This is a genomic window from Cellvibrio sp. UBA7661, assembly GCA_002483365.1.
In the GTDB taxonomy this organism is placed as follows: Bacteria; Pseudomonadota; Gammaproteobacteria; order Pseudomonadales; family Cellvibrionaceae; genus Cellvibrio.
This window is the reverse complement of record DLHT01000008.1, coordinates 16,690-32,436: the sequence shown is the minus strand read 5'-3', so window position 1 is coordinate 32,436 and position 15,747 is coordinate 16,690. Positions and strand designations below refer to the sequence as shown.

Genomic DNA, 15,747 nt, shown 5'->3' with positions numbered 1-15,747 from the left:
CGTGTTGGCGATAAAGGAAAAGCACTAATCACAACTGAGTGTAGATGAGCAATTGATAAATACTCTTAAATAACCTTGTTCCGAAGAAAATAATTAGTCTTGCCTGCTATTTATAATAATCAGCCATAACTATTAGGAGTGAATGTGTAGGGATGAATGTGGGTATGAAGAAAAATGAATGTTGTTTTTGACGTACAAGATCTACCGTTTATGCGAGAAAAACCATAATAGGTTGGCGTGCAATTCATCATTGGTTTATCCTGCGGGACAAAGAAATAATCATAATTTTTGTTATACACATTGCGTCTATTAGAACTAGACTTTTTGTATAACACAGCTGCGTAGAATAATAACCATGCCATTGTCCGTCGCATCGAGTAATGCATCGCTCAAAATCTGGCTCAGTATGCAGTGCCAAATGCTTGGCAATGCCAGTGCGGGTATGTTGGTACAAACCTCTTCGTCCAAACCGTTGATTGTTGCCAAATGGCCGCAAGGTATAGTGCTGGATGCAAACCTGCGTGATGTACTTGCTCAGGTGCGCGAGAAAGGGCGATTGCATCTTGCGCCGCAGGGGCAGCAGTTGATCCTTGGGCAGCCATTGGAAATTGATGGACAGGTGTGGGGAATATTAGTTGTCCGCTTGGAGTCCAGTGATAAAAAAGCACTCCCCAGCGTACTGAAATATCTCAAGTTAGGACAATTCTGGTTGCACTTTTTATTGCAACAACAGGCGTTGCAGCAGGAAGCTTTACTGCAACAATATCCACAAGACTCTCAGCTACAAACTTCCCCGTTACAAGCGTCTCAAACACAAGCGCCTCAAACACAAGCTTCTACGTTGCCACTTTCACCGCAAGAGCAATCGGCAGACTTATCTGCTGGCACCTTTACACCGGCTATGCCCGCGTTTGAAAAAAGCGACATTGATGCGGCGCTATTGCAACTCAGTGCCAGTTTGCTAAAAGAAAACTCCTTGCAGGAAATGGTCATCAGTTTGGTGAATTTACTTGCCGGTTATGTGCAAGCGACGCGGGTAAGCCTGGGTTTGTGCGGGCGCAAAAACCTCACGCTGGAGGCGATTTCATTTTCCGCTAATTTTGACCAGCGCACCCTGGCCATGCAGGCGATTGTGGATGCCATGGCCGAGGCAGTGGAACAGGGAGTGAACATTGATTTTTCTCCGATGCTGGATGCTGCTGGGCTTCAATCCTCTGAGCATCAACCTCCTGAGCATCAATCTCCGGAACCTCGACCAACTGAAGAGCAACCTGCCGGGAATGAATTGGCGGGCGATGATGCCGGTTCGCCCGGCATCATCCATCGCGCGCATCAGCAATTATTGCAGCAGCAACATTTGCGGGCGGTGCATACGCTGTTGTTGCGCAGAGGCAATCACATCATTGGTGCCCTGACAATCGAACTGGATAAGCAAGCATCGCTCGATGACACCCAGCGCATATTTGTGCAGCAGGCGCTGCATTTCGCCGGTGCTATTGTGGCGCTGCAACAACAGGCGTCGGCCAGTGTTTGGCAGAGCTTGAAAGGGCGCATTGCCCGGCGTTTATCGCGCTGGTTTGGCGAAGACTCCTGGCGCGGCAAACTGGCTGCTGTGGCGTTGGTGATATTTGTGGTGATGCTGTTTGTGCCGGTGGAGTATCGCCTGTCTGCCGATGCCAGTGTGCAAACCACCGAGAAGCATTGGGTAGTAGCACCTCAGGACGGTTATCTGGGAAAAGTGCTTGTCCGCCCGGGCGATACGGTTGCCAAAGGGACTGTCCTTGCGCAAATGAACGACGACGATTTGCGTTTGGAGCGGCGCAAGCTCGCGAGCCAGGTGCAGCAATATCGCCAAACCTACGATACCGCTCTCGCCAATTCCCAGCGCGTGGAAGCGGCGATTGCCAGTGCGCAAATGGATCAGGCGAGTATCCAGCTGCGCTTGGTGGATCAGCAATTGGAGCGTACCCAGCTGGTCGCGCCTATGGACGGCATGATTGTGTCTGACGACATATCGCAAACCCAGGGCGCGCCGGTAAAACAGGGTGACCTGTTGTTTGAAGTCGCCGCGACTAGCGGATTTCTGGTGCGGTTGTTCGTTGATGAGCGTGATATCGCGGCGGTACAAGTGGGGCAACAGGGCGAAGTCAAACTGACCAGTTTGCCCAATGAGCGGTTTGCGCTGACGGTAAAATCCATTACCCCGATCAGTGAAGTGCGCGATGGGCGCAACTATTTTCGGGTTGAGGCCGAGCTTGCACGCGAATCGGATGTGCTGCGCCCCGGTATGACGGGCAGTGGCAAGTTAGCGGTAGGTAAGCGCGCGCTGGGTTGGATCTGGTTCCATGATCTTTGGCATTGGTTGCGTTTGAGTGTGTGGTAATGGACGTACAAGCGCCTGATTCCCACGCCGCACCTGCGAATCCCATGTGGCAACGCCTTGAGTCATTGCGGCCTTCGTTGCCGCGCCATATCCACATCCAACGGCGCGACTATAGCGGTGAGCCTTGGTACATATTGCAAGACAAAAGCAACGGCCGTTTTCACCGGCTTACGCCTTCGGCATGGCGTTTAATCAGTGCGATGGACGGGCATAACACGCTTGCGCAGGTATTGGCGGCAGCCAGTCAGGCTGAATTTTATGAATCGGCCGATGATATTCCCACGCGTGATGATCTGATCCATTTGTTGCAGTACCTGCATGTCGCCGATTTATTGGTGTGCGATTTACCGCCCAATACCCAGGAATTATTTGCGCGGCGGGAACAGAAAAAGCAACAGCGCTGGGTGCGGCTGTTTATGAACCCGCTTACCTGGAATATCCCACTCGGCAACCCCGATAAATTGCTCGATAAACTCATGCCATTGGCACGTTTGCTCGCCACGCGCACCATGGGTGTTATCTGGTTGGTAGTGGTTGGTTATGCCTTGTTGCAAGCGGGCAATCACTGGATTGAATTGACGCGGGGTCAGCTTGACCGCGTGTTGTCGCCCTCCAATTTATTATTGCTCTGGTTGACCTATCCCTTTTTTAAAGTGCTGCATGAGCTGGGGCACGGGTTGTTTACCAAAGTCTGGGGTGGACAAGTCAATGATTGCGGCTTGGTGTTTGTGGTTGGGACGCCACTGCCCTATGTAGATGCCAGCGCCGCGACCGGTTTTTCTTCCAAGCGCCAGCGCTTGATGGTGAGCGCGGCGGGTATAGCGGTGGAATTGTTTCTGGCGGCGCTTGCACTGTTGTTGTGGCTGCAATTATCATCGGGTTCCGGCACCGGTTTCCTGCGCGATTTTTTATACAACATCATCATTATCGGCAGCGTGTCTACGTTGTTTTTCAATGGCAATCCGTTGATGCGCTTTGATGGTTATCACTTGCTGACCGATGCCTGTGATCTGCCCAATCTCGCCACCCGTTCCAACCAACAATTCAGTTATTTATTGCGCCGTTATGCTTATGGTGTGAGCGGGATTTTTTCGCCCGCTGCCAATACCCGCGAAGCCATTATTTTTACCGGATACAGCATTGCGGCATTTTTATATCGCGTATTTATGCTGTTTTTTATCATCCTGCTGGTAGCCAATTATTTTCCTACCTTGGGGCTGGTTGTTGGTGGTTGGTTAGTATTTTTCCAGCTGATCTGGCCTGCATTAAAAGCACTGCATTACGTCGCGCGCGACAAACAGCTCGCTTCCAACCGCCTGCGCGCGTTAGCGGTGACAGTAGCTGGTGCTTCAGTGTTGGTGGCGGGGTTGGTATTTGTGCCGGTGCCGCAATCGACCTCTGTTGAGGCGGTGCTCTGGCTGCCGGATGAAGCGCGGGTGAAGGTGGAATCCAGCGGTGAAGTTGCCCGGTTATTGGTAGCCAATGGCGAGGCGGTCACGCAGGGGCAGGAATTGGTGCGATTGTATAACCCCGCACTGGTCGCTCAGTTGTTATCGCAGCAAGCCCGCTTGCGCGAATACGATGCGCGCTATCAGCAGGCGTGGGTGAGTGACCGCCCGCAGGCGCAACTGCTAGAGCAAGACCTCAATGCCATCAAGGCCGAAGTTGCTCTGCTGCAAACGCGGGTGCAAAACCTGGTGGTGCGTAGTCCGTCAGAGGGGATTTTTCGTATTACCCGTCAGCACTATTTGCCCGGCAGTTATCTGCGCCAGGGAGATGAGGTGGGTTTAATCGAAAAACCGGATGCTGTGCGGGTGCGGGCGGCATTGCTGCAGCAGGAGGTTGGGCTTGTGCGCCAGGCTACCCATAGCATCAGTGTAAGGTTGGCGAGCAATCCAGCGCAGGAGATACCGGCGCAGCTGTTATCGCAGACGCCGATTGCGACACAGGAGTTGCCCAGTATTGTGTTGGGCGCGCAGGGTGGGGGCCGTTTGGCGGTGGATGCCAGCCAGCCATCGGGTACGCGCGTCACAGAAAAAGTATTTTTGTTGGATGTGGTACTGGGCGATTTCGTCCAATCCGGCCACTACGGTGAGCGGGTGTATGTACGTTTTCAGCACCCGTCTGAACCGCTGGCGCACCGTTGGTATCGCAAGTTACAGCAGGTTTTTATCCAGCATTTTTCGTAAGTTCGTTATAAGTTCGTCGTAGCTATCTGTTTTTTTTAAACTATATTCATAAGCAAGTTGTTTTTTTATATCGAGTTAACCATGTTTAAAGGCTTTGCAGTGTCTTGTTCCACCATGCTAATGGCGTGCAGCGCTTGGGCGCAGACACAAGAACCCGCGCAATTGAATTGTCGTATCGAACCTTCTGTCGTTGTGGAAATGAGTAGCGCGGTAGAAGGGGTTATCAGCGAAGTATTGGTCGATAAAAACGATCAGGTGAAAAAGGGCGATGTAGTGGCGCGCCTCGATGCCGGGTTGGAGTCTGCCACCGTTGAGCTGCGCCGCGTCCAGGCTGAGCTGACCAGTGATGTGCAAGCACAACAACTGGCGTTGGAGTTCAGTAACCGGTCGCTGGAGCGCGTAAAAGATCTCTACGAAAAAAAGGCGGCCTCTTTTTCCGAGTTGGACAAACTCAAAACTGAACATGCCATTGCCCAACAGCAGTTGCAGCAGGCATTGGATCGCAGACGTCAGGCAGAGCTTGAACACAAGCGCGCACTGGCAGATTTACAGCGCCGCACCCTTGTCAGCCCGATTGACGGCGTTGTGGTTGAGCGTATGAAAGAGCCGGGCGAGCACATCGATTTTGAACCGGTACTCAAGTTGGCGCAGCTAGACCCTTTGAGGGTGGAGGTATTTGCCCCGGCAAGCCTGTACGGCAAGGTCAAAGTGGGGATGAAGGCCAGTGTGGTGCCAGAGCTTGCGACAGCAGACCGAAGCTACACGGCGGAAGTGACGTTGGTTGACCAGGTGATTGATGGGCCGAGCAATACTTTCGGTATCCGCCTGTCATTCCCCAATCCCAATAACCGCTTACCCAGCGGCTTGAAATGCCGGGTGAGTTTTGATGGCGTCACCCTGAACTTGCTTGATGTGCGCAATCTGCCATAAAGCCGACAACTACCGTATTGCATGTGAGTTAGATTATTTTTAATAACACGTTGATAGCTCAGCACATAAGTTGAAAAATGTGCCAAAATAACCAAATCAGGTTATTTTTTGATCTTTAAGAAACCTGGGGTAGGGTTTCCGTGTGTTTATGATTCCTGTCTGCGTCGCCCAGGGCGGGTGTCCGACTCAATAATTTCGGTATCCATGTCCAAACTACCTCGCCATCGTCGTCCGTTAATTGAGGCTCTTGAGCCCCGGTTACTTTTTTCTGCCACTGCGGATATCGCCGTCTTTGATGATGGCAATTCCGATGCCCAGTATTTGGCGCAGGCGGCAGAGCAAGTGGATCTGGCCAGCATTTACCTGCAAGACCAGCCATTAATGATGGCGAGCCAAAACGACACGTCTGATGTCGCCCCCTTTGACCAACCGTCTGAAAGCGAACACGGGATCACCAGCGTCGTATTTGTGGATATGGCGGTCAGTGACTACGAAGCGATCGTGGATGACATAAAAAGCCGTAGCGATGCTGACAAGATTGCGGTGATTTATCTTGACCCACAAACAGACGGTGTTGAGCAAATTGCCTCGGCGCTTGCGCAATACAGCAACCTCAGTGCGGTCCACATTATTTCCCATGGCAGTGCCGGTGCTGTAGAGCTGGGCAACACCCGGCTGACCGATAGCACCCTGTTCCAATACGAAGATGATTTGGCCGCTTGGGGCAAGGCGCTGGGTGAAACGGGCGATATTTTGTTGTACGGCTGTGATGTTGTTGCCTATCCCACCGGTCAGGCGTTGATTGAACGCATGGCGCAGTTAACTGATGCTGACGTTGCCGCCAGCGATGACACAACCGGTCACAAAACCCTTGGGGGTGATTGGGATCTTGAATACCGCTCGGGTGAGATTGATACCGCGTTGCTGGTCAGTGCTGCAGCGCAGGAGCAGTGGGTCAAAGCGATGGCGACAAGCAACTGGATCAACATCCAGGGTGGCACTAACGCACAAACGGTATCGTCGACAACCGGTGTAGGGCAATCGTTCTTATACGATAGCCCGGACGCGACTTATCTGGTCAATCAACTCAGTGTGCAATTACGCCTGGAGCCGGGCGCTGCGAATCAGGACATCACTATCCAATTGCTCGATGAAGGCTGGAATGATGTCACCCCGCTGGTCAACCAAACATTCAACTCCAATGCATTGGACGGCACATTTGGTTGGTATACCGTCAACTTCGGCAATGTCTCGCTCAATGACGGCCAGACATATATTGTCAAAATCACCACCAATAATGCTGATGGGAAGGTCTCTGTCGCTTATCGCAGCGATGCTTGGAATAACTCGGAAATGATCGTCAATGGCGTGGGTGATAGTGCCAATGACCTGAATATTTTGGTTTCCCACAACGATGGCAATAACCAGGCACCGGTCAACACAGTGCCCGGAGCACAATCGACCAACCAGAACACCCCATTAATTTTCAGTAATTTGTATGGCAACCGCATACAAATTGCCGATGCCGATGCATTTCCAAACGATGTAGAGGTAACACTTACCAGCGGGCAGGGCTCACTTACCCTTGGGCAAACCACAGGGCTCAAGTTCACCTCCAATGATGGTTTTGAAGATTACCATATGGTGTTCCGTGGCTCTGTCAGCGAAGTCAATGCTGCACTGGCGACGATTACCTACACACCGTCTAACGGATTTACTGGCAACGATACGATCAGCATCACTACCAAAGACCTTGGACTTGGCGGTGGTTTGCAGGATCAGGACAATATTTCAATCAGCGTCAACAACACTAATGATGCTCCGGTCGCAACCATCACCGAGGCGAGCTATTCGGTAAATGAGCAAGCCCTGCTGGATTTGCACGGTACTGGAATAGTTGTAAACGATTCTGATGGTGACACCCTCACTGTCACCATTTCGGCTCCCCTGGCGCTTAGCCAACTGACGGCTGCCGTGGGCACCACTGGCGTGGTGATTTCGTCCGGTAACGGTACCAACTCGCTGGTACTGACAGGGACATCGACCCAGCTGAATAATTTATTCATAGGCAACAACGGCGGCACCTTGACCTACCGTTACTCCGGTGATGCCCCTCCCGCAACCGAAACCCTGACGGTATCGGCCAGTGATGGAAGCCTGTCAGCGAATGATTCTGCCACCATCAATATCACCGGCGTGAATGATGCGCCGACGGTGGCGAATCCTATTTCTGATCAAACAACAGCGGAAGAATCTTTTTTCAGTTTTCAGTTTGCAGATAACACCTTTAGTGATGTTGACCCCGGTGCGACATTCACCTACTCGGCAACAAGAGCCGACGGCAACCCGCTGCCTTCATGGTTAAGTTTTAATGCGGCAACGCGCACCTTCAGTGGTGTGCCCGATGATGGCGATGTAGGCACAATATCAATCAAAGTCACTGCCTCCGATGGCAACGGCGGTACAGCGGAAGATACCTTTGACCTGACAGTAACCAACGTTAACGATGCTCCGTTCGTTAATTCTCCTGTCGGTAACCAAAATGCGACAGAAGACTCGGCTTTTAATTACACCTTTCCTGCCAATACCTTCGGTGATGGGGATCTGGGTGCGAGTTTTACTTACACAGCGGAATTGGCGGGTGGGGGTGCACTGCCTGGGTGGCTTAATTTTGATTCGGCAACCCGTACCTTCAGTGGTACGCCCGCTAACGGTGATGTAGGTACTATTTCTGTCAAGTTAACAGTGAATGATGGTGCTGGTGGAACTGCGTCCGATACGTTCGATATTGTGGTTGCCAATACCAACGATGCGCCTACTGTTGCCAATCCAATTCTTGATCAGACGGCCACAGAAAACGCACTTTTTAACTATACATTTCCCATCAATGTGTTCAACGACCAGGACGTAGGCAATACCCTGACGTACACCGCCCAAATACCCGGCGGGGCCCCACTGCCTGCATGGTTATCATTTGATAGTGCTACACGCACCTTCAGCGGTACTCCATCGAATGGAGATGTAGGAACAATCAGCATTGAAGTGATTGCCAGCGACGGCACCGCCAGCGTTAGCGATACCTTCGATATTGTGATTGGGAATACGGACGATTCACCGGATCTGGTCACTCCTATTCCCAACCAGAATGCTACCGAAGATGTTGCTTTCAATTTCCAGTTTCCCGATACCACCTTCAATGATCCGGATGTAGGCGATACCCTGACCTACACAGCCACTATGGCGGATGGCAGCGCATTGCCGGGTTGGTTAAGTTTTAATGCGACAACACGCACCTTTTCCGGTACGCCCGCAAATGCGGATGTAGGGACTATTTCAATTAAAGTGACGGCTGACGATGGCAATGGTGGTACGCCTGCCACGGATACCTTCGATATAGTCATTGCCAACAGCAATGATGCACCGACTATTGCTACCGCTATTTCCAATCAAAATGCCACAGAAGATTCTGCATTTAATTTTACATTTGCAGCCAATACATTTGCTGATCAGGATGTGGGTGATTCGCTCACTTACACAGCACAGCTGGCAGGTGGTGGGCCTTTGCCCGCATGGTTGAATTTTGATTCTGCCACGCGCACTTTCAGTGGTACTCCGACAAATGCCCATGTGGGCTCAGTGTCGATTGATGTGATTGCTGATGATGGCAACGGCGGAACCGTAACTGACACTTTCACCATTACGGTTGCGAATACCAACGATGCACCTACTGTTGCGAACATCATTCCCAACCAAAATGCGACAGAAGATGCCGCGTTTAATTTTCAATTTGCAGCGAATACATTTGCCGATGTCGATGCTGGAGCAACGCTGACGTATTCCGCGGAATTAAATGGCGGCGGTGGTTTACCTACGTGGCTGAGTTTTGATTCTGCTACGCGTACCTTCAGCGGAACACCTGCAAACAGTGATGTAGGTACGATCACCATCGATGTCACTGCCGATGATGGCAACGGTGGAACCGTAAGCGATACATTCACAATCACTGTCGCGAATACGAATGACGCGCCCACGGTTGCGAACATCATTCCCAACCAAAATGCGACGGAAGATGCAGCATTTAATTTTCAATTTGCAGCCAATACATTTGCCGATGTCGATGCCGGAGCAACGCTGACATATTCCGCGCAATTAAATGGCGGCGGTGGTTTACCGGCGTGGCTCAATTTTGATTCCGCTACGCGCACCTTCAGTGGTACACCCACCAACAGCGATGTGGGTACTCTCACGATAGATGTCACAGCAAATGATGGTAACGGTGGAGCCGTAACCGACACATTCACCATTACGGTTGCCAACACCAACGATGCACCTACCGTAGTAATTACCCTCACCGATTACTACGCAGATGAGCAAACATGGATTGATTTGCACGGCACGGGTATTAGCGTTGCTGATGTAGACAGTTCTGCGTTGACTATCACGATTACCGGTGCGGGCAGTAATAGCAATCTTGCAGCAACCGTAGGTACAACCGGCGTCAATATCGTATCCGGTATTAATACCGATACATTGATCCTCAGCGGAACGGCTGCGCAGCTCAATGATTTATTTGCGGGCAACAATGGCGGTACGCTGACGTATCGTCTTTCTGGTGACACACCGCTTGCGACACGTCTGCTCACCATCAGTGCCAGTGATGGCAGTCTATCGGGAAATGACACTGCAACGATCAACATCACCGCAGTGAACGATGCACCGGAAAATGATGTTCCCGGTGCACAAGTTACAAGTGAAGACACTGCTCTGGTGTTCAGTTTGGTAAATGGCAATCGCATTCAGGTTGATGATCTGGATGTGGGTGGCGGCAATCTGGAAATTACCTTATCAGTGACAAACGGCACCTTAACTCTCGCGGGAACGAGCGGGTTAAGTTTCACCACGGGTGATGGCACTACAGATTCAACATTGGTATTTACCGGAACCAAGAGTGACATCAATACTGCACTTGCGACTTTAACGTTTAATCCAACATCCAATTACAACGGCGCTGCTGTTTTATCGCTAACCACCAGTGATTTGGGTAATACCGGCACGGGCGGAACGCTAACAGATACCGATACCGTTAATATCACCATTAATGCTGCGAACGATGCACCTACTGTTGCGAACATCATTCCCAACCAAAACGCGACCGAAGATGCCGCGTTTAATTTTCAATTTGCAGCGAATACATTTGCCGATGTCGATGCCGGAGCAACACTCACTTATTCCGTGCAATTAAATGGCGGCGGTGGTTTACCTACGTGGCTGAGTTTTGATTCCGCTACGCGCACCTTCAGCGGTACACCAGCGAACAGTGATGTAGGCACGCTTACGATTGATGTGACTGCCGATGATGGCAACGGTGGAACTGTCACCGACACTTTCACGCTTACCGTTGCAAATGTGAATGATGCGCCTACCGTAGCGAACATCATTCCCGACCAAAACGCGACCGAAGATGCTGCATTTAATTTTCAATTTGCCGCCAATACATTTGCCGATGTGGATGCGGGAGCAACACTGACGTACTCAGCACAATTAAACGGTGGAGGTGGTTTACCGGCGTGGTTGAGTTTTGATCCTGTTACACGCACATTCAGTGGCACTCCTGCCAACAGCGATGTAGGCACTCTCATGATTGATGTGACAGCCGATGATGGCAACGGTGGAACTGTCACCGACACTTTCACGCTTACCGTTGCAAATGTGAATGATGCGCCCACCGTTGCAAACATCATCCCCAATCAAAATGCGACAGAAGATGCCGCGTTTAATTTTCAATTTGCATCCAATACATTTGCGGATGTTGAGCTTGATTCTCTGACGTATTCCGCACAATTAAATGGCGGCGGTGGTTTACCAGCGTGGTTGAGTTTTGATTCCGCTACGCGCACCTTCAGTGGTACACCAGCTAACGGTGATGTAGGCACGCTCACGATTGATGTGACTGCCGATGATGGCAACGGTGGAACTGTCACCGACACCTTCACGCTTACCGTTGCAAATGTGAATGATGCGCCTACCGTAGCGAACATCATTCCCGACCAAAACGCGACCGAAGATGCTGCATTTAATTTTCAGTTCGCCGCAAATACATTTGCCGATGTCGATGCCGGAGCAACGCTGACGTATTCCGCGGAATTAAATGGCGGCGGCGGTTTACCGGCGTGGCTGAGTTTTAATTCTGCTACGCGCACCTTCAGCGGAACACCTGCAAACAGTGATGTGGGCACAATCACCATTGATGTCACAGCCGATGATGGCAACGGTGGAACCGTAACCGATACATTCACAATCACTATTGCGAATACCAACGACGCACCCACTGTTGCGAACATCATTCCCAACCAAAATGCGACAGAAGATGCGGCGTTTAATTTTCAATTTGCATCCAATACATTTGCGGATGCTGAGCTTGATTCGCTGACATATTCCGCGCAATTAAATGGCGGAGGTGGTTTACCTACGTGGCTGAGTTTTGATTCCGCTACGCGCACATTTAGCGGAACACCTGCAAACAGTGATGTAGGCACGCTTACCATTGATGTCACCGCGAATGATGGCAACGGCGGAACCGTAACTGACACTTTCACCATTACTGTCGCCAACACCAACGATGCACCCACGGTTGCGACTCCCATTCCTGATCGCACTGCCACAGAAGCCTCGGCATTTAATTTCCAATTTAATGCGGGCACGTTTGTCGATGCAGATGCGGGCGATACGCTCACGTACTCTGCGCAATTAAATGGTGGCGGTGGTTTGCCTGCATGGCTCAGTTTTGACCCCGCCACTCGCACTTTTAGCGGCGTACCGGGTGTGGGCGATATCGGCACCTTAACTATCGATGTGACAGCAGAAGATTCGACCGGTGCAACCGTAACTGACACCTTTACCCTGACGGTTAATCCGGTAGGCGATCTTGAATACATCGACACAGGCAATGGCACAACCCAGCTACCGCTATCGCCAACGCCGATTGGTCAGAGCTTTTTCTATAACAGTGTGGGCGCGACTTACACCGTCAATGAAGTTGGTTTGTATTTGGCGCGTTTCGCCGATGCGGCGGTGCAAACCATTACGGTAGAGCTGCGCGATGGATGGAATGGTGCGGTACTGGGCACTGCCTCTATTTCATCAACCCAAATCAGTAGTGATGGTTTTGGGTGGCACACTTTCAGTTTTGCCAATGTCGCACTCAACGACTCCCAGACCTATGTCATTCAGGTGAGCAGTAGCGGCACCGACGACAAAGTGCTGTTCTCGCGCCTGCCGGGGGATGTCTTCCCCGATGGAACATTTATCGATAATGGGGTACCGGATGCAGCGGGTTGGGATCTGGTATTCAAAATCGCCAAAGATGATGGCACCAATACCGCACCGATAGTGGATTACCCGATTAATGACCAAACAATCGATGCGGAAGATCCATTTAATCTGGTGGTGCCGCTCAATACGTTTTCAGACCCCGACCCGAACGACACCATTACCTATCGCGCGCAATTGGCGGGTGGTGGCAGTATGGGTTGGTTGCAGTTTAACGAATCCACCAGAACTTTCTGGGGAACCCCGCATTGGAATCAGGCGGGCACTATTACTGTTGAGTTGATCGCGACGGATAACCACGGCACATCCACCTCTGATTTTTTTGATATCACCGTCGTCAACACCAACATCGCGCCAACGGTAAATCAGGCAATCCCCAACCAGACAGTCAATGAAGACTCTGTCTGGAGCTTCCAGTTTGATAGCAATACTTTCGCCGATGTGGATGCTGGCCAAACCTTTACCTACACCGCCGAGCTTGCCACTCTGGGTGGCATGCCGCCATGGCTGAGTTTTGATGCCGCGACACGCACCTTTTCCGGTACACCTGCCAATGGTGATGTCGGTACCTGGACGGTTGAAGTGACAGCCAATGACGGGTTTGGCGGTGAAGTGGTTGAGACGTTTGACATTGTGGTCGCCAATACCAATGACGCTCCGGTTGTTGCCAGCCCTATACCCGACCAGAGCGCGACGGAAACCCTTCCATTTACGTTCACTTTTAACAACGCTGCATTCAGTGATGAAGATGTTGGCGATGTACTGACCTATACCGCTACCTCTAATGGCGGCGCTTTACCGGGTTGGCTCAATTTCAATAGTGCTACCCGTACGTTTAGTGGCACACCGCCTGTCGGGACTGTGGGTGCGCTCAATATTGAAGTGGCGGCTGACGATGGTACCGGCGGCTTAATAAGCGATAGTTTTGTTATCACCATCGCCCCGCAACCACCTAACGTATTACCTGTGGTGCAAAACCCGATTGCCGATCAGTCAGTGGAAGAGAATCAGGCATTTGGTTTTACGATCCCCGCATCTACCTTTGTTGATGCGGATGGCGATACCTTGAGCTATAGCGCGCAATTGAGTGGAGGAGGGGCTTTGCCCTCCTGGCTTGTGTTTGATGCCGCGACAGGAACTTTCAGTGGGACACCCTCGGCGAGCGATATCGGCAGCATCACCGTGCAAGTCACTGCAACCGATAGCCGTAACGGCAGTGTGAGCGACAGTTTTGTCATCACCATCAATAACCTGAATGACGCTCCGGTATTGGCGATTGCACCTGCCGACCAGGCTGCTGTGGCCAACAGCCCATTCAGCGTGACCTTTCCCGCGAATATGTTTACCGATGCCGATGCAGGTACGGTGTTGACCTACACCGCTACCCAGGCAGATGGTTCACCCTTGCCCGATTGGTTGGTATTTAGTTCATCGACTTTGAATTTTAGCGGTACGCCTTCCAATGCAGATGAAGGCAGCATCGCCATCCAGATTGTTGCGAGCGACGGTATTGCTACCGCAACGGCCAACTTCCGCTTGAGTGTAACGGCAGTCAACGAAGCGCCGCAGACATCGGGCACTGTGGTGATTAACAATCTTGAAGATGCCGCAGGTGATCAGGTTGATTTGTGGGCGATGTTTAGCGATGCCGAAACCGCCAGCCGTGATTTGGTATACAGCCTCCTTGGCAATAGCAACCCTGCATTGGTTACCAATGCCAGCATCGATCCCGCAACCGGGAAATTGCAGCTGAATTATGGCGCTAACCAGTTTGGCAGCTGCGATCTGGTTGTGCGCGCCCAGGATGCGCAGGGTGCCTGGGTCGATAATCGGGTAAGTATCATTATCGAGCCGGTGAATGACGCCCCCGTATCCACAGGCATTGCCGATATCAGAGTGGCTGCAGGTAGTTCCCCGCAGCAAATGAACTTGGGCAATGTGTTCAGTGATATCGAAAATGGGACGAATCTGGTGTGGTCATTGGTAGACAATACCAATAGCGCAGTCGCCACCAGTGTGCAGATAGATCCGCTGACCGGTGTGATGACATTATCATTCGCCCCGGCGACGGGAGGTGAGTCCACCATCACCCTGCGTGCCCAGGATGCAGACGGGGCCTGGGTAGACACTCGCTTCAAAGTGATTGTTGCCGGATCGCCTGTAACACCACCGGTTGTGCCGCCTGTCACGCCTCCGGTGATCGAACCTCCGGTCACACCGCCTCCGCCCACAACACCACCGGTTGTGAATCCACCCACAACACCACCGACAACACCTCCCTCAACCGAGGTGCCGGGCACCAATCCCGTGCCTGACGCTGGTGGGTCTGGCGGTGATGGAGGCTCAGGCATCCTCACTCCTCCCGGATTGCCCGGCAATGGTCAGGCTCTGGTTGTGGATTCGCTTGATACAGAGCCACGCTCCGATGCCGGGTTTGATGATAAATCCAGCCGCGATATAGAGCGCGCGCAAGAGATGTTCAAGGCAGATGCTACTCCTGTCACCACCCTCACAGCCTCAACCGCATTGGCGGGGTTGATCGCACCGGATTCGGGTTTCGCCCCATGGGAAGAAGCGGATTTTGATAGCGAAGTCCGTCGTTTGCGCGCGCAAATGGATGAGGCCATGGAAGAGGAGCAAGATCGCCGCGCCATAGTGGCGGGTATTACCTTTTCCATCACAACCGGTTTGCTGGTTTGGTCTTTGCGCGCGAGCAGTCTATTGTTAACCATGATGTCGATGCTGCCGCTCTGGCGTGGGCTTGACCCCTTGCCGATTCTGGATGAAGTCAATAAACGCAAAAAAGAATTGGAGCAGCAGCGCAAAGACCGTGAGCGTGAAGACAAGAGTTCCAAAGAAGTGGGCTATTTGTTTGACCATGCCCAACGTAAAGAACCAGGCCCCTGATCTATCAGC

At 51.8% G+C, this 15,747-nt stretch carries 4 protein-coding genes; all 4 read left to right on the top strand.

All coding sequences use genetic code 11. The annotated features are described in order from the left end of the window. Positions 1 to 355: 355 nt before the first annotated feature. A complete protein-coding gene (locus tag B2739_RS07325) occupies positions 356 to 2,383 on the top strand; it encodes an efflux RND transporter periplasmic adaptor subunit (RefSeq protein ID WP_331345213.1) in 2,028 nt (675 codons plus the stop codon). Continuing rightward, positions 2,383 to 4,572: an efflux RND transporter periplasmic adaptor subunit gene (locus B2739_RS07320; protein WP_331345212.1), complete on the top strand. Its 2,190-nt coding sequence runs from the start codon at positions 2,383 to 2,385 to the stop codon at positions 4,570 to 4,572. Before B2739_RS07325 ends, B2739_RS07320 begins: the two co-directional genes overlap by 1 nt. A gap of 81 nt (positions 4,573 to 4,653) precedes the next feature. Continuing rightward, entirely contained in the window at positions 4,654 to 5,502 is an 849-nt protein-coding gene (locus B2739_RS07315; protein WP_331345211.1) for an efflux RND transporter periplasmic adaptor subunit, read from the top strand. Positions 5,503 to 5,706: 204 nt separating this feature from the next. After that, the gene (locus B2739_RS07310) at positions 5,707 to 15,738 is read left to right on the top strand and encodes a putative Ig domain-containing protein (RefSeq protein WP_331345210.1); all 10,032 of its coding nucleotides are present in this window, start codon (positions 5,707 to 5,709) and stop codon (positions 15,736 to 15,738) included. Positions 15,739 to 15,747 lie beyond the last annotated feature (9 nt).